This window comes from Salipiger sp. CCB-MM3, from assembly GCF_001687105.1.
Lineage (GTDB): Bacteria > Pseudomonadota > Alphaproteobacteria > Rhodobacterales > Rhodobacteraceae > Salipiger.
Genome location: NZ_CP014595.1, coordinates 2,508,895 through 2,524,676, shown reverse-complemented (window position 1 = coordinate 2,524,676; position 15,782 = coordinate 2,508,895). Strand labels below are relative to the sequence as shown.

Here is a 15,782-nt window from a genome sequence, read left to right as displayed (position 1 = left end):
CTTTAACTTACCTTTTTGAGACCAGACCTATCCGCGCCCCGCGACCAAGCTCACTTGGCCAGCCGCGCCACCGCCTTGGTCAGCGTCTCAATGGTGAAGGGCTTGCTGGTCATCGGTGCTTTGGGGAAGCGCGACAGCCAATCCGACTGCCCGGCATAGCCGCTGGCCAGCACGAAGGGCACACCGCGCGCCGCCAGCATCTCGGCCACCGGCAGGCTGGTTTCCGACCCGAGGTTCACGTCGAGCACCGCCACCTGCACCGGATGCGCGTCGATGATGCGCATGGCCTCGGCCACCGAAGAGGCGGTGTGCACCGTCTCGGCTCCGAGGTCCGACAGAATATCGGCGGCGTCCATGGCGATGATCATATTGTCCTCGACCACCAGCGCCACGCCCGAGATGCCGTCTTCGCTGACCGCAGGGGCCTCCGGTGCCGCCGCCGCCTCGATGGGGGCCGGATCAGGCGCCTCGGTGACATAGCGTTCTGGCAGCAGAAACTCGGCGCGCAGGCCGGTCACCTCGAAATGCACCTCGGCCTTGCCCTTGAGCTCGAAGGGAATGGATTTCTCGATGATCGTGGTGCCAAAACCCCGCCGTTCGGGCGCCCGCACGGCAGGGCCGCCGGTCTCGGTCCAAGCGATGCGCTGCAGCCCGTCGGGCAGCCGCTCGAGCGCCACATCCACACGGCCCGCCGGCACCGAAAGAGCACCGTATTTGACCGAGTTGGTGACAAGCTCATGCAGAACGAGCGCCATGGTCGAGAACGCCTCGGGCGCCAGCAGCACCGGCTTTCCGGTGATCGTCACGCGGTGCTCTTCGCCCGCGATATAGGCCCCCAGTTCGACCTTCAGCAGCTCGCGCAAAGCCACCGGATGCCATTCGGTCGAGGTCAACTGATCATGCGCCTGCGCCAGCGCGTGGATACGCCCGTCGACAGCGGCGGTGAACTCTTCGATGGTCTGCGCCGAACGTCGCGACTGGCCGACCAGCGAGCGGATCAGCCCCAGCACGTTGCGCACCCGGTGATTGAGCTCGGCGATCAGCAGTTCCTGCTGGTCCTGTGCGCGCTTGCGCTCGGCGTTGACCTCGTCCGACAGCTTCAGCACCACCTCAAGCAGCGTCACGCGGATCGCCTCGGCGGCCTTCAGCGCGGTCTGCGACCAAGTCTCGGACCGACCCGCCACATCCTGCTTCCACGTCTCGAAGCTCTTGCGCGGGGTCAGCCGCGCGCCCATCGGGCCGACCTCGACCGGCTTGTTGGGATTGCCCGCCCATTTGACCTGCCGCATCACCTCGGAGCGGAACAGCACGATGTAATCGCGCGGCGTGCGCGAGACTGGAATGGCAAGGATACCGGCGCAATCGGGCAGCAGGCTGTCCATAGACTTCAGCCGCGCCGACAGGCAGTCGGTCGCATAGACCCGGCTGGCCGCAGCGGTGTTGAGAAACCGCGCGATGGTCTGGAACTGCTCTTTCGACGGGGCGGACCCCTGCGTCGAATAATCACCGTCGGAATAAAGCGCGATGCCGTCGAAAGGGATCACCTTGCCGATCTCTCGCGCAATGTTCGGGAAGCTGTGCGCAAGCCCCTCGCCCGAGCTGACCTGCATCATCAGCCGGTCATGCAGGCGTTGCGCCCGCCCCACCGTGTCGCTGGTCGCCTTGGCTTCCTGCCGCTCCAGCTCATAGGCGAAGAACTGCGCCAGAAGCTCCACCGCCGTGCGGCGCTCGTAGTCGACATGCAGCGGCGCGCGGTGATGGCAGGCGAAAAGCCCCCAAAGCTCGCCGCGAATGATGATCGACACCGACATCGAGGCGCGCACCTTCATGTTGCGCAGATACTCTAGATGGATCGGCGACACCGCCCGTGACATCGAAAGCGACAGATCAAGCGGTCGCCCCTCGGGGCTTTGCTGCGGGACAATGGGCGAGACCTCGTCATCCACGTCGGCGATCAGCCGCAGCAGGCTGCGCTTATAAAGTGCCCGCGCCTGACGCGGGATGTCGGAGGCGGGGAAATGCAGCCCCATATAGGTTTCGGCGTCCGCGCCGTCCTTGGCCTCGGCGATCACCGTTCCGTCGCCCTCGGGGCCGAACTGATAGACCATCACCCGGTCAAAGCCGGTCAGGGCGCGCAACTGCTGCGCCGCTTCCTCGGAGGCGCTGACCAGATCCTTCTGCGCCGAAACCCGGCGCAGCATCGGCGTGACAAGGGCCAGTTCGTCCTCCTCGGCGTCGCGCACCTTGGGTTCGAACTCGAAGATAAAGCTCGGCCCGGATTGATGCGCGCTGACGTCGAACAGTCGCCCGTCTTCGAAAACATCCATAGAGAAGATGCGCGCTACCGCGTTGTCGTGGCTGGTGCCGCCAAGCTTTTCGCGCAGCTTGGTCACCGTGTCGCGCGGAAGTTTCTCGGTAAGGCTGACGCCGGGCAGGCTCTCTGCCTCAAGGCCAAGCAATGCGCCGGTATTGTCCGAGACATGCTGCACGATCCAGTCGGCAGAGATGGCGATCAGCGCAGCAAATGACTGCACATTGCCCAGAAGGTGGATGGGCTCGCGATCGCAATTGGTCAGATCGACGGGCGTGTCGGTCGAGATGAAGGAATCGTTCATGTTGCTCCGGCGGTGGGCGCGGTCAGCACGGCGCGCGCCTCGTATTCGAAAATGGAAAAGGCGCGGATGGCGTCGCGCAGCACGCGCTGCGCTTCGGGGCAGCGGGCAGGTTGGGCTGAAAGCCGCTGGCAGAGGGCGCGCCATGCGCCGCGCGCGGGCGGGAGCGCGAAATAACCGCGCTCGGGCGGCTCCGGCATCGAGCGGCGGAGCATCGCCGCGCCGAGCTGCGAGCCGAGCAGCAGATAGGCCACCGCGTCGGAATGCAACGGCAGATCCCTGCCCGGTCCGGATCGCTCCAGCGGTCGGCCAAGATCCACGTCAAGCGCGCGCAAGGTCGCGATCAGCGCATCGCTGGCTTCGGCGGCGTGCCAGTGGCACGCTTCGCCCAAACGCGAAAAGCCGCGCCTCTGCACATCGCAGAAGTCACGGCGCGCCCGAGGGTCGGTCAGGTCGAGCCCGGCAAGCTGTCCATCAAGACGGGCGTGCGGGGCAGAGGTCGCACTACGAAGCGCATCCCTGAGGTTGCTGTCCCGGATCACATCCGGATCGTCGAGAAGGTCTTTCACCCTGTCTGCCCTGTCCCTGCTTATATCTTTATTGGCGGCCACTGTCCCTAACGCCAGCCGCAGCCGTCCGGTTCCCCGGAGATGACATTTTTTTCAACGGCGTATTTGCACGATGCCCCCGCTGGCCATCGCGCCGCGCCGGGCTAGCTGGCAACGAGCACAGGCAGCCCTCCTCCTCCCCGCGCTCACGACGGCGTGACCCAGCGGCGGTGTTCATTCCCGCCCGATTGACGCAGGGACGCCGCAGTGAATTTTGGTAACCGAACGTGGTGACATGACAGTACTAAGATCCGGGATCGCAGCCTTGCTGATCCTAGCCGCCTCGGCGTTCAGCGCCGTCTCCCCGACAGTGGCCCAGGCCCAAGACCAGGCCCAGAGTTCCGGCGCAGACGCTTCTGAAACAGCCTCCTCTGACGCCTCCGCACAGCCCAGCAAGCTCGACCTTCTGCTCGAAGTGATCGAAGACGACCAGAGCCGCGACGCGCTGATCGCCGAGTTGCGCGCGGCGCAGACCGAAAGCGACCAGAGCGCCGGCGACCAGATCGTCGAAACCTTGGCCGGCGACGAGGCCGCCCCCGCCGAAAGCCTGTCGTTCAGCCGCCGCATCGCGCTGATCACCCAAGAGGCTGCCGAAGGCGTCGCCGCGCAGGCCGAAGTGGGCTGGACGCAGCTCACCCGCGCGCCGCGCGTCTTCGAAGGGCTCGACGGCAGCGAAGCGGGCGTGCTGCTCGAGGCGCTGAAAGAGCTGGCGCTGATCATCGTCGCCACGGTCGCGGTGTTTCTGGTGCTGCGCCGCATGGGCAAGGCGCTCTACGCACGTATGGGCGCCTCGGCGCGCGAAGCCGGCGCGCTGCGCACCGCGATGCTGTTCGTCGCCTCGGCGCTGATCGACGCGGCGATCGTGATCATCGCATGGGCCGTCGGCTATCTGATCGCCACGCTGCTGCTTGGCAACTTCGGACAGATCGGCATCCGCCAGACGCTCTATCTCAACGCCTTCCTGCTGGTCGAACTGTCGAAAGTCGTGGTCCGCCTGGCGCTCTCGCCCTCGGCCCGCAACCTGCGCCCACTGCCGGTGTCTGACGTGGCGGCGAAATATCTCGCCAGCCGCCTCAACTTGATGGTCGGGCTGGTGGGCTACGGCCAGCTGCTGATCGTGCCGATCATCAACGCCAATGTCTCGGTCTCCGCAGGACGCGCCACTTCGGCGCTAATCGCGCTGATCGTCGTCGGGCTGGCGATCTGGCTGGTGCTGCGCAACCGCCGTGCCGTGGCCGACTGGCTGGAACGAGGCGGGCAGTCCGAGGCCGAGCACGCGCAAGAAATGCGTCTCGCCGAAGAGGCCGAGGCCGCCGAGGCCCCGACCTCCGCCGCGCCCGAAGAGTTTCCCATGGCCGACAGCACGCCGGAGCCGAAAAAGAAGCGCGGCGCCTTTGCGTTTCTTGTGCAGCACTGGCATTGGCCCGCCCTGCTCTACCTGCTGACCATGTTGGTGCTGGTGCTGGTGCAACCCGGCGACGCGGCCTTCCGCTCGCTGCTGAACTCCGGCCAAGTTCTGCTGGTGGCACTGCTCGGCATGGTGCTTTCGGGCGTGCTGACCCGCGTGATGGTGCGCGGCGTGCAACTGCCCGAGACCGTCACCGCGCGGCTGCCGCTTTTGGAGAAACGTCTGAACACCTTCGTGCCAAAGACGCTCTTCGTGCTGCGGCTGGTGATCTTCGTGCTGGTGGTGGTTTTCGCGCTCAATGCGATCAGCCTTATCGATCTGCGCGGCTGGCTGGCCAGCCAGATCGGCCTGCAACTGACCTCGACTCTGTTCTCGGTCGCCGCGGTGCTGCTGGTGTCCTTCACGGTCTGGGTGGCGCTAACGTCCTGGGTCGACTACCGGCTCAACCCCGAGTTCGGCTCGGTCGCCACCGCGCGCGAGCGCACGCTGCTGACCCTGCTGCGCAACGCCGCGACCATCGCGCTGATCGTCATCACGCTGATGTTCGTGCTGTCGGAGGTCGGGCTCGACATCGCGCCGCTGCTGGCCTCCGCCGGGGTGCTCGGCCTTGCCATCGGTTTTGGCGCGCAGAAGATGGTGCAGGACATCATCACCGGCATCTTCATCCAGTTCGAGAATGCGATGAACGTCGGCGATGTGGTCACCGTGGGCGGCACAACCGGCGTGGTCGAGCGTCTGACAATCCGGTCGGTCAGCCTGCGCGACGTCACCGGGGCCTTCCACGTCATCCCCTTCTCCTCGGTCGATATGGTCACCAACTACGTACGCGAGTTCGGCTATTTCGTCTGCGACATGGGCGTTGCCTACCGCGAGAACATCGAAGAGGTGAAACAGGCCATGCTCGACGGGTTCGAGCAGCTGCGCGGCGATCCCGAGCAGGCCAAGTCGATCATGGGCGATCTGGAGTGGTTCGGCATCAACGCCTTCGGCGACAGCGCCGTGGTCGTGCGCGCGCGGATCAAATGCGTGCCGGGCACGCAATGGGGCGTGGGCCGGGCCTATAACGGCGTGCTGAAAGAGGTGTTCGACGCCCGCGGCATCGAGATCCCCTTTCCGCATCAGACCATCTATCTGGGCGAGTCGAAACAGGGCGAGACCCAGCCCTTCCGCGTCCGCATGGAAGACGCGGCAGAGGGCGGCACCGCCTGAGCTTGACCGCGCCACAAGAGTTGGAAAAGCCGCGCTGAAAACAGCGCGGCTTTTTCATGTCGTCCCAAGGCGGACACCCCGTCAAAGCGCAAGGCACAACGCAGGCCAAGCCGCGCAAGCCGTCCTAGTCGCAAAAAACAATGGTCTGAGAGAGGAGTGGCGCACCCGATAGGATTCGAACCTATGGCCTCTGCCTTCGGAGGGCAGCGCTCTATCCAGCTGAGCTACGGGTGCCTGCGGCGGGTCTTAGAACAAAGCGGAAGCCTCCGCAATCGCAAATCTGCCAGAGCCAAAATCTGCCGGCATCAAAATATGCCTGTCGTCTCGCCCCGTTACCCCGCGCGCCAGAGGTCCGCGCCAGCGCCCGCCCGGGCACCCGCACGACCCCGCTTCTTCTCTTTGAAAATACGCCGGGGGTGAGCCGCGCAGCGGCGAGGGGGCAGCGCCCCCTCCCGCCCCAGTCAGCTCAAGCCGCCGGCATGCGGCGCTCGACGATCTCGGCCCACCACGAGCAGCCCGCCGGGATGGCCTCGTCGTTGAAGTTGTACTGCGGGTGGTGCACCGCGGCCGTGTCGCCATTGCCGACGAGGATATAGGCGCCGGGGCGCTCTTCGAGCATGAAGGCGAAATCCTCCCCGCCCATCACGAGCGGCGCATCGGCGCAATCGCCGGAGACGGCGCGGGCCACATCGGCGGCAAACTCGGTCTGCTCCTCGGAGTTGACCATCACCGGGTAGTTGCGCGTGTAGTCCACTTCTGCCACGCAGCCGAGCGCCGCCGCCATGCCGGTGCAGATGTCGTTAATCCGAGTCTCGGCCAGATCGCGGTTCTGTGGCGCCAACGTGCGCACGGTGCCGCGCAGCGTGACCCGCTGCGGGATCACGTTGAAGGCGGTCGACGAGGTCTCGAAGCTGGTCACCGAGACGACGATCTGGCTCACCGGGTCGGCGTTGCGGCTGGCAATCGTCTGCAGCGCGGTGACGATCTGCGCCGAGGCGACGGTGGGGTCGATGGTCTCATGCGGCTTGGCGGCATGGCCGCCCTTGCCTTCAACGGTCACCTCGAAAATGTCGGTCGCGGCGAAGAAGGCGCCGGGACGGATGGCGAACTGGCCCACCGGCACGCCGGGCCAATTGTGCATGCCATAGACTTCCTGAATGCCCCAGCGCGCCATCATGCCGTCGTCGCACATCTCCTTGCCGCCGCCGCCGCCCTCTTCGGCGGGCTGGAAGATCACCACCACGGTGCCGTCGAAATTGCGCGTCTCGGCGAGGTATTTCGCCGCCCCCAGCAGCATGGCCGTGTGCCCGTCATGACCGCAGGCATGCATCGCGCCGGGGGTCTTGGAGGCATAATCGAGCCCGGTGTCCTCAAGGATCGGCAGCGCATCCATATCGGCGCGCAGGCCAATGACCTTGCCCGAACCGCTCGCCTTGCCCTTGATCACGCCCACGACGCCGGTGCGCCCGATGCCGGTGACCACCTCGTCGCAGCCAAAGGCCTGCAGCTTTTCGGCCACCAGCGCCGAGGTGCGATGCGTGTCGAACAGCAGCTCGGGGTTCTCATGCAGATCGCGGCGCCATTCGGTGATCTCGGACTGCAGCTCTGCAAAGCGGTTCTTGACGGGCATGGGGATGGGTCCCTGTTGTTTGATCATATTTGCCGCGGAGCCTGCCACCCTGCCATGACAGTGGCAAGCTCCGGCGGAGTATGACCCGAGGGAAGACAGCCGCTCGCTGCCCTCTCAGGAAGCGAGACACGCGCCCCGCTCCCCGGACGCCCTTCCTCAGAGGTTCGGCCCGGGCACCAGTTTGCTGCCATCGGAAAAGCGCGACAGGCGGAAGCGTGTGAGGTCGTGCCCCGGGTCCCTGCCCTGCGCCATATCCGCGACCACGCGGCCAAAGCCCGGCCCGATGCCGAAGCCATGCCCGCACATGCCCGTCGCCACGATCAGCCCCGGGATCTGCGCCACGTGATCCACCACCGGCACCACATCCGGCATCACGTCGATCATCCCCGCCCAGCTTGCCTGCAGCGGCACTTCGCCCATCTCGGGGAAATGCTGCGCGAACTGCGCGCGGGTGGAGGCGACCTTGCCGGCGTTGGGCGCGGGCGAGAGGATGCGCATCCGCTCGAATGGGGTCTCTTCATCGTCGCGCCAGCTCCGCGGCGTGCCCCAGGCGTCGGGATAGCCTGCGGGCGCCTTGGTACGGAAATGCACGTCGAAACTGCCCTGCCGGGCCAGCGTCAGATAGGGCCGCGCGTGACGCACGGCATCGGGGCCGAGAAAGAGCTCGGAGAAGGCCGAAGGCGCCAGCGTGTAGCCCCCATCGGCGCGCGGGCGGAAGGCCAGCACATCATCCACCGCCGCCTTGTTGACCAGTTGCGGCAGCGGCGCGGTGGCCATGGCGGTGGAGCGCACCGACAGCTGCGGGATGGTGACGCCATGCCGCTTGAGGAACAGCCCCGACCACGCCCCGCCCGACAGCACCGCCCGCTCGCAGCGGATGGTGCCCGCCTCGGTCACCACGCCGCTCACCCGGCCTGCGCTGCGCTCGAGCCCGCGCACGGCGCAGCGCTCACGCACGATCACCCCTTCGGAGGCCGCCAGCCGCGCCAGTTCCGGCACCGCCTGCCACGGCTCGCCCTTCATGTCGGTGGGCGTGTGCAGCATGCCGACCCAAGGGCTGTTGGTCGCGCCAAGCTGCGCTTTGGTGGCCTCGGCATCCAGCAGCTCGGAGCTGACCCCCAAGGGCCTCGCCTCTTCGAGCCAGCTGGCAAAGGCCTCCATCTCGGATGCGCTCTTGGCGAGATACCCCACCCCCACGGTGCGCGTCCCCAGCCGTCCTTCGCAGAGAGTGTCGAGCTCCTGCCAGAGTTGCTGCGCCTCGAGCGCCACGGGGATCTCGGCCATGTCCCGGCCCTGCACGCGGATCCAGCCCCAGTTGCGCGAGCTTTGCTCGGCGGCAATGCGGCCCTTTTCCAGCAGCACAACCTTCAGCCCGGCGCGGTTGGCAAAGAGCGCCGTGCAGGTGCCGATGACGCCGCCGCCGATGACCACCAGATCAGCCGCCTCGGGCAGCGCGCCCTGATGCTCGACCGGGCCCTCGTCGCGGAAGGGAAACACCACGCTCATGCCAGTCGCTCCAGAAGTTTCTCCATGAAGGCCTGCCCCGCCTGCAGCTGCGAGACGGCGATGGATTCATTGGGCTGATGCGCGATGCCGATGTCGCCCGGCCCGCAGACCACCACATCATAGCCGCCGTTCTGGAAATGGCTCGCTTCGGTGCCATAGCTGACGTGGCGCTTGGCGTTGTCTCCGGTGATCTGCCGCACCAGCTCCTCGGCGCGGTTGTCGTCGGTCGGCGCGAAGGGCGGCAGGTTGAAGGCATCCTTGACCTCGATCCACGCCTCGGGCCGCACCGCCTGCATCTGTGCGGTCAGCTCGGCGACCTTGTCCATCATGCGGCCGGTCCAATATTCGGGGTCCTCGCCCGGCACCACGCGGAAGCCAAGCGGGAACCAGCAGTCCTTGGCGGTGATGTTCTGCGCCGTGCCGCCACGGATTTGCCCCACATGCACATTGGTGTGCGGCGGAGTGAACAGCTGCGCCACCGGGCCCGGCTCGGCGGCGGCACATTCGGCGTTCACCTCGTTGCACCACTCGATCAGCTTGGCACCCCACATGATCGCCGACACGCCGGTCTCGAGGATCGAGCTGTGCACCTCGACCCCATGCACATGGATCTCGAAGCTGCGCCCGCCCTTGTGGCCGGTGACAGGCTTCAGCATGGTCGGCTCGCCGACGATCACGGCAGAGGCTTTTGGCACGACACCCTGCATCGCAGCGACCAGATCGATCGCCCCCTCGCAGCCGATCTCTTCGTCATAGCTGAACGCCAGTTGCAGCGGCCGGCTCACGCCCCGATGCTTGGCCTCGACCAGCGCCCAGATCGCCAGCGCGTCAAAAGCCTTCATATCGGTGGCGCCGCGCCCGTAGAGCCGCCCCTCGCGCTCGGTCAGCACCCAAGGGTCGCTGTCCCAAGCCTGCCCCTCGACCGGCACCACGTCGGTATGGCCCGACAGCACCACGCCGCCCTCGGTCTCCGGCCCCACATGGGCGAAAAGCGCCGCCTTCAGCTCGGGCTCGGAGGGTTTGGCGTGGCGGTGGCTGTCGATGCCATGGCTGGCCAGATAGTCTTCGGTCCAGCCGATCAGATCGAGGTTGCTGCCGGTGCTGACGGTGGGAAAGGAGACGAGCTTTTCCAGCAGCTCGCGCGGCGAAAGGCGGGTGGTCATGGGGCGTCCTTGGTCTGTCTTCGGTGCCGACCTAATCCCGCCTGCGCGCCAGCCACAAGGGGGCCGGGGCGCATTCGCAGCCTCACGCCAGCCAAGCGCTGCGCAAAGCGCCCTATTTCAGCGCAACCTCAGGCGCGGGCGACGCCCCGGCCCGCCGCAGCCCATGCCAGCCCGTCGACCACCGCCGTGAACGCCTCGGATCGGCGCTGCGCCGCGCCCGGGCAGACGCCCCGCGCCTCATCGCGCACCAGCGCCATCAGGCTCGAGCCGCCGACCAGCACCACGCTGTCCACCTGCGCGGGCGAGATCTGCGCCAGCATGAGCGTCTCATAGATCGCCATGCGCAGCGCCTCGCGCATGTCCGATAGAGCCGCATTGAGCGTGCCGGGCGTGACCCGCGCCGCCAGACCCGGCGCAATCATCCCCATGTCGATCTCTGCCCCCGCGCCGCTGTTGGCGTCGATCTTGCCGCGCTCCACCGCGAAGGCCAGCTCATGGCCCAGCTCGTCCTCGATCACCGTCTTCAGGCGCTGCATCTGCTCGGGCGCCTCCGCATGGCGCAGCAGATCCTCCACCGCCCGCTCGGTGTCGCGGTTGTAGAGAAAGGCGATCTTGGCCCATGTGGAGAGGTCGACGTAAAGCGCATTGGGCACCGGCAGCAGCCCGCCGCCGAAGTCGCGCCGCAACCGCCCGCCCAGCCCCAGCAGCGGCATGGCATGGCGCATCGAGACCGCGTGGTCGAAATCCGTGCCGCCCAGCCGGATGCCGTGGCTGGCGGTGATCGCGATGCCGGTCCCCTCGCTGCGGAAGAGGGTGAAATCCGAGGTGCCGCCGCCGATGTCGACGATCAGCCCGGTGCCGGTGGTGCCCTCGGCCACCGCGCTGGCCAGCGCCGCCGCCTCGGGCTCGAACATCATCTCCACGTGCTTGAAACCCGCCGCCTTGTAGCAGCCGCGCAGGTCTTCCTCGGCGCGCGCATCGCGCTCGGGATCTGCGGAATGGAAATGCACCGGCCGGCCCGAGAGCGCCCGGTCGAAGCGCCGCCCGGCCTCGGCCTCGGCGCGCGTCTTCACTTCCTTCAAGAAGGCGGTGACGATCTCGGCCAGCGTGCGCCGCTTGCCGCCGATCAGCCGTTTTTCGTGGAAAAGCGCCGTGCCCAGCACGCTCTTGAGCGCCCGCATATAGCGCCCTTCGTCGCCAGCGATCAGCGCCTCGGAGGCCGCCGCGCCGATCAGCATGCCGCCGTCTGCGGGAAAGAACACGGCGGTGGGCAGGGTCTCGCTGCCAGCCTCGATCTGCAGGCGGCGCACCGCGCCCTGCTCGATGATCGCTGCCGCCGAGTTGGAGGTTCCGAAGTCGATCGCCAGAACGTCGCCCGACGCAAATGCTGCACTGTCCATGACAACCTCCGCGGTGGAAAGGCGCCCGGCTACAGAAAAGCGCGGAGCGGAGCAAGGCCCAAACGCCCGCCGCTTCGTCTAGATGAAAATATCCCGGGGGAGTCCGCCTTGGCGGACGGGGGCAGCGCCCCCTTAGCCGCGCGGGCCATGTCCCTAAAGACCGGTGCCGCGAGCGTGCCAAACGGCAAAGGGCTCAGCCCTTTGCCGCGACCTTTTTCTTTTCCTGCGCAGGAAGTTCGATGTTGATCTCGAGGCTCGAGACGTCGCCGACGGAATCCATGCGAATCCCGACCGCGTCGTCGCTCACCTCGACATAGCGCTTGATCGCCTCGAGGATGTCGCGCTGCAGCAGCGGCAGGAATTCGGCCTTCGGACCCGACCCGCGCTCATGCGCGAGAAGGATCTGCAGCCGCTCCTTGGCCTGTGCCGACGACTTGGGCTTGCGGTTGAAGGTAAAGCCGAAAACCTTCATGCGCTCCTCCCAAAGAGCCGCGACATGAAGCTGGGAACCTTCTCCCCTTCGATCTTCATCTCCACCTCTTCACCGCAGAGGCGCGCGACGGCTTCCTCATAGGCGGTGGCGGCGCGGGATTTTTCGTTCAGCGTCACCGGCACACCGACGTTCGAGGCGCGCAGCACCGCGGGGCTTTCGGGGATCACACCCAGAAGCGGAATCGCGAGGATCTCCAGCACGTCCTCCACCGACATCATCTCGCCCTCGCCCGAGCGTTTCGGGTCGAAGCGGGTAAGCAGCAGGTGGCTCTTGATCTGCTCTTCCTCGCCGCGCTCGGCGCGGGCGGTCTTCGAGCTCAGCAGGCCCAGCATCCGGTCACTGTCGCGCACCGAGGAGACCTCGGGGTTGGTCACCACCACCGCCTCGTCGGCGTAGTACATGGCCAGCTGCGCGCCGCGCTCGATGCCCGCCGGGCTGTCGCAGATGATGTAGTCGAACTCTTCGCGAAGCTCGTTCAGCACCTTCTCGACGCCCTCTTGGGTCAGCGCGTCCTTGTCGCGGGTCTGCGAGGTCGGCAGCACGTAGAGATTGTCGAGCCGGCGGTCGCGGATCAGCGCCTGGTTCAGCTTGGCGTCGCCCTGGATCACGTTGATGAAGTCGAACACCACGCGGCGTTCGCAGCCCATGATCATGTCGAGGTTGCGCAGACCCACGTCGAAGTCGATCACGACGGTACGGTGCCCGCGCGACGCGAGACCGGCGCTGATGGCAGCCGAGGACGTGGTCTTGCCCACGCCACCCTTGCCCGAGGTCACAACGATTACTTTGCTCACTGGCGGCTCCTGTCTAAATGTCGAGGTCAGGCGAACGGCGAAACGATCAGCCGCTCGTCCTCGAGGTAAATCTGCACCATCTTGTGACGCACGTCGGCGCCAAGGCTGTCGGATGTCCGGTAAAGACCGGCGATCGCCAGAAGCTCGGCATCGAGAGACTGGCAGAAGATGCGGGCATTCTCGTCCCCGTCGATGCCCGCAAAGGCGCGACCGCGCATGCGGCCATAGACGTGGATGTTTCCGGCGGCGAAAAGCTCGGCGCCGGAACTCACCGGACCCACGACCGTCAGATCGCCCTTGTCGGCGATCACCGTCTGGCCAGAGCGCACCGGCATGGTGACGATCTTATTCTCCGGCGCCATGCGCACCGGCTCCGGCGCGGGCTGCGGCTCGGGGGCCGCTTCCGGTGCCGGGGTCGGCTCGGGGCGCGCGCGCTCGGGGATGACCCGCTGCGGGCGTTTCTGCTCGGAACTGGGCAGCGCCCCGCGCAGCGGCGCATCGCGCCCGCCGGTCACGGTGATCAGCCCCAGCCCCGCGGCCGCCTCTTTCAGGGTCTCGCCGCCGCCCTGAATACCAAAGACCGCGAGGTCACGGCGGCGCAGGTCGGCGACAAGCTCGGTCAGCGCCTCGGCGCTCACCTCAGCCTGCGATTGTTCAAGGTCGATGATCACCGGCGCGTCGGTGAAGAAGTTCGGTGTCTTCTCCAGCCGGTCCGCCAGCATCTCGTAGAACCGGGCGTCCGGCGCCGTGCTCAGGCGCAACGCCAGTGCGGTCAGGAACCGCCCCCGGAACTGGAAGGGTTTCAGTGTCGTTCCGACACCTTCGGTGTTGCCGCTGGCGACGTCTGTCTGCACGCTTGGTCTCTGCCTTCTGCTCTCGGGCCCGGCACAGATTCGTGTCTGTGCTTCGTTCCGATCGTGCATAATCATCACACGCCGACAGATCCACCTCCAAGCCCTAATTTTCTCCTTTTAGGCAGAGAAGCGCCGTATGGGTCGCCACAACCCTTAGTAGCCGCTGGCAGAGGTGAGCACGAAATGATCGTGCCCAACCTGCTGATACACGTTTGTCTCGGGCTCGTATCCAACCGGGTGAATGGGCGAGGGAATGGGCTTGAAATTGAGGTCTTTTTCCGACTTCCGGCGGCGCGGATCGGCGATCGGAACCGCCGACATCAGCGCCTTGGTATAGGGGTGCTGCGGGTTCTCGAAAACCGCCGCGCGGGGGCCGATTTCGACGATCCGGCCAAGGTACATCACCCCGACTTTGTGGCTGACCCGTTCGACCACCGCCATGTCGTGACTGATGAAAAGATAGGACAGTCCAAGCTCGGCCTGCAGTTCCATCATCAGATTGACCACCTGCGCCTGCACCGACACGTCGAGCGCCGACACGGCCTCGTCCGCCACGATCAGCTTGGGGTTGAGCGCCAGCGCACGCGCAATGGCGATCCGCTGTCGTTGACCACCCGAAAGCTCATGCGGGAAGCGGCGCATGAAGCTGCGCGGCAATTCCACACGGTCAAACAGCATGGCCACGCGGTCCATCATCTCCTTGCCCTTGTGAGAGCCGTAATTGCGCATCGGTTCAGCGACTTGGTCGGCAAGGTTCATCTGGGGGTTCAGCGAGGCGAAGGGATCCTGAAAGATCATCTGCATCTCGCGCCGCGCGTCGCGCAGCATGTTCGGCCCCAGCCCCATCACGTCGACACCGTCGAGCACGATGCGGCCCTTGTCGGGTTCCACCAGACGCAGGATCGAACGGCCGCAGGTTGACTTGCCGCAGCCTGATTCCCCCACAAGGCTCAGCGTCTGGCCCTTATTCACGGTGAAGCTGACGTCCTCGACCGCATGCACATTCGCCACCGTCTGGCGGAAGAAACCGCCCTTCACCGGAAAGCGCGTGGTCAGCCCCTCAACTTCCAGCAGCGGCGTGTCGGTGCCGGGGATCGGTTTGATCTCGCCCTGCTCGCGACCCAGCAGCTTCATCGGCTCGGGCAACGCCTTGCCGCGCATCTCGCCCAGCTTCGGCACCGCCGCCAGCAGCGCCTGCGTATAGGGGTGCTGGGGCCGCTCGAAGATCTCCTCGACGGTGCCCTCTTCCACCTTGTTGCCGCGGAACATGACCACCACGCGGTCGGCCATCTGCGCCACCACCGCCATGTCGTGGGTGATGAACATCACCGCCGTGCCGGTCTCGCGCTTGAGGCGGTCCATCAGGGCGAGGATCTCGGCCTGAATGGTCACGTCGAGCGCCGTGGTCGGCTCGTCGGCGATCAGCAGGCGCGGCTTGCAGGCCAGCGCCATGGCGATCACCACACGCTGCCGCATCCCGCCCGACAGCTCGTGCGGGTATTGCTTCAGCCGCCGCTCGGGCTCGGGAATGCGCACCTGCTTGAGCAGTTCCAGCGCCCGCGCCTCGGCCTCATCCTTGCTCAGCCCACGGTGAACGCGCAGCCCCTCGGTCAGCTGACGTCCCACGGTGAACACCGGGTTCAGCGCGGTCATCGGCTCTTGGAAGATCATGCCGATCTCATTGCCGCGGATGTCGCGCATCACATCTTGGCTGGCCTTGGCGAGATCGGTCTCGCCGCCGTCCTTGCGATCAAAAATTAGGCGCCCGTTGGCAATCTCGCCGCCGCCGAACTCGATCAGCCGCATCAGAGACAGCGAACTGACCGACTTACCCGAGCCAGATTCCCCAACGACGCAAACGGTTTCGCCCGCATTGATCTCGAAGCTTACGTCTTCGACACCGGCCACCGGGCCGTCTTTTGTCTCGAATTCAACGCGCAGGCGTTCGATCCGCGCAATGGGGGTGTCCAGCATCAGGGCCTCTCCGTATGGGTCCGTGCAAACGCTAAAGGCACCTTTGTCAAAGTGTCAAACCCAAGGCCCACCTGACCCCAAGGCAATGCTTGCATTTTGCGCGCGTTCTGTTTCGATGAGGCCCAAGCGGG

At 66.2% G+C, this 15,782-nt stretch carries 11 protein-coding genes and 1 tRNA gene; 1 reads left to right on the top strand and 11 read right to left on the bottom strand.

Annotated elements, in window-relative coordinates; all coding sequences use genetic code 11:
• Positions 1 to 50: 50 nt before the first annotated feature.
• Together AYJ57_RS12140 and AYJ57_RS12135 are read right to left on the bottom strand one after the other, a co-directional pair.
• A complete protein-coding gene (locus AYJ57_RS12140) occupies positions 51 to 2,615 on the bottom strand; it encodes an HWE histidine kinase domain-containing protein (RefSeq protein WP_066105545.1) in 2,565 nt (854 codons plus the stop codon).
• Positions 2,612 to 3,181, bottom strand: a complete 570-nt coding sequence (locus AYJ57_RS12135) for a hypothetical protein (protein WP_066105542.1) — start codon at positions 3,179 to 3,181, stop codon at positions 2,612 to 2,614. The genes AYJ57_RS12140 and AYJ57_RS12135 overlap by 4 nt, the downstream gene beginning before the upstream one ends.
• Positions 3,182 to 3,455: 274 nt before the next feature.
• On the opposite strand from AYJ57_RS12135, the gene AYJ57_RS12130 reads away from it, so the two are divergent.
• Positions 3,456 to 5,837, top strand: coding sequence for a mechanosensitive ion channel domain-containing protein (locus AYJ57_RS12130; RefSeq protein ID WP_066105540.1), 2,382 nt, complete (start codon positions 3,456 to 3,458; stop codon positions 5,835 to 5,837).
• Between the two features lie 157 nt (positions 5,838 to 5,994).
• On the opposite strand, the gene AYJ57_RS12125 is transcribed toward AYJ57_RS12130, so the two are convergent.
• The 9 genes from AYJ57_RS12125 to AYJ57_RS12085 form a co-directional block, all read right to left on the bottom strand.
• A tRNA-Arg gene (locus AYJ57_RS12125) sits at positions 5,995 to 6,071 on the bottom strand.
• 232 nt (positions 6,072 to 6,303) lie between these two features.
• Positions 6,304 to 7,467: a M20 aminoacylase family protein gene (locus tag AYJ57_RS12120; RefSeq protein WP_066105537.1), complete on the bottom strand. Its 1,164-nt coding sequence runs from the start codon at positions 7,465 to 7,467 to the stop codon at positions 6,304 to 6,306.
• A 156-nt stretch (positions 7,468 to 7,623) separates the two neighbouring features.
• Positions 7,624 to 8,973, bottom strand: coding sequence for an NAD(P)/FAD-dependent oxidoreductase (locus tag AYJ57_RS12115; protein ID WP_066105534.1), 1,350 nt, complete (start codon positions 8,971 to 8,973; stop codon positions 7,624 to 7,626).
• A complete protein-coding gene (gene argE, locus AYJ57_RS12110) occupies positions 8,970 to 10,136 on the bottom strand; it encodes an acetylornithine deacetylase (protein ID WP_066105531.1) in 1,167 nt (388 codons plus the stop codon). Before argE ends, AYJ57_RS12115 begins: the two co-directional genes overlap by 4 nt.
• Positions 10,137 to 10,264: 128 nt before the next feature.
• A complete protein-coding gene (locus AYJ57_RS12105; RefSeq protein WP_066105528.1) occupies positions 10,265 to 11,536 on the bottom strand; it encodes an Hsp70 family protein in 1,272 nt (423 codons plus the stop codon).
• Between the two features lie 193 nt (positions 11,537 to 11,729).
• On the bottom strand, positions 11,730 to 12,008 hold the full coding sequence (minE, locus tag AYJ57_RS12100; RefSeq protein WP_066105526.1) for a cell division topological specificity factor MinE: 279 nt from the start codon (positions 12,006 to 12,008) through the stop codon (positions 11,730 to 11,732).
• Positions 12,005 to 12,823, bottom strand: coding sequence for a septum site-determining protein MinD (minD, locus tag AYJ57_RS12095; RefSeq protein WP_066105524.1), 819 nt, complete (start codon positions 12,821 to 12,823; stop codon positions 12,005 to 12,007). The genes minE and minD overlap by 4 nt, the downstream gene beginning before the upstream one ends.
• 26 nt (positions 12,824 to 12,849) lie before the next feature.
• The gene (minC, locus tag AYJ57_RS12090) at positions 12,850 to 13,677 is read right to left on the bottom strand and encodes a septum site-determining protein MinC (protein ID WP_066105521.1); all 828 of its coding nucleotides are present in this window, start codon (positions 13,675 to 13,677) and stop codon (positions 12,850 to 12,852) included.
• Positions 13,678 to 13,830: 153 nt separating this feature from the next.
• Positions 13,831 to 15,651, bottom strand: coding sequence for an ABC transporter ATP-binding protein (locus tag AYJ57_RS12085; RefSeq protein WP_066105520.1), 1,821 nt, complete (start codon positions 15,649 to 15,651; stop codon positions 13,831 to 13,833).
• Positions 15,652 to 15,782: the final 131 nt, after the last annotated feature.

Coding starts and splice junctions, on each gene's coding strand:
- AYJ57_RS12140 (WP_066105545.1), bottom strand. CDS start 2,615: ATGAACGATTCCTTCATCTCGACCGACACGCCCGTCGATCTGACCAAT.
- AYJ57_RS12130 (WP_066105540.1), top strand. CDS start 3,456: ATGACAGTACTAAGATCCGGGATCGCAGCCTTGCTGATCCTAGCCGCC.
- AYJ57_RS12120 (WP_066105537.1), bottom strand. CDS start 7,467: ATGCCCGTCAAGAACCGCTTTGCAGAGCTGCAGTCCGAGATCACCGAA.
- AYJ57_RS12115 (WP_066105534.1), bottom strand. CDS start 8,973: ATGAGCGTGGTGTTTCCCTTCCGCGACGAGGGCCCGGTCGAGCATCAG.
- argE (WP_066105531.1), bottom strand. CDS start 10,136: ATGACCACCCGCCTTTCGCCGCGCGAGCTGCTGGAAAAGCTCGTCTCC.
- AYJ57_RS12105 (WP_066105528.1), bottom strand. CDS start 11,536: ATGGACAGTGCAGCATTTGCGTCGGGCGACGTTCTGGCGATCGACTTC.
- minE (WP_066105526.1), bottom strand. CDS start 12,008: ATGAAGGTTTTCGGCTTTACCTTCAACCGCAAGCCCAAGTCGTCGGCA.
- AYJ57_RS12085 (WP_066105520.1), bottom strand. CDS start 15,651: ATGCTGGACACCCCCATTGCGCGGATCGAACGCCTGCGCGTTGAATTC.